The sequence below is a fragment of the Acinetobacter sp. AL9 genome (genome assembly GCF_041464035.1).
GTDB lineage: Bacteria > Pseudomonadota > Gammaproteobacteria > Pseudomonadales > Moraxellaceae > Acinetobacter > Acinetobacter towneri.
Genome location: NZ_JAYFSK010000294.1, coordinates 1 through 237 on the forward strand (window position 1 = coordinate 1; position 237 = coordinate 237).

The window sequence follows — 237 nt, forward strand, 5'->3', positions numbered from 1 at the left end:
AAGCTGCTGCCATCGAAGCGAACCGTGTTGCTCTTGTGGCTAAAGCGAAAGCTGCTGGGCTTACTGATGCTCAAGCCGCTGCATATGCAGATGCCAATAAAGAAGCAACCTCTCAAAATGCTCAAACAGCTCTAGACACCATCGTCGCTGCAAACAAAGCTGCTGCCATCGAAGCGAACCGTGTTGCTCTTGTGGCTAAAGCGAAAGCTGCTGGGCTTACTGATGCTCAAGCCGCTG

At 51.9% G+C, this 237-nt stretch carries 1 protein-coding gene; it reads left to right on the forward strand.

Going from position 1 to position 237, the window contains the following annotated elements; translation table 11 throughout:
* Window positions 1-237 (forward strand): hypothetical protein (locus tag ACEO2X_RS14775; protein ID WP_371972225.1); only part of this gene is annotated, 237 nt, incomplete at both ends.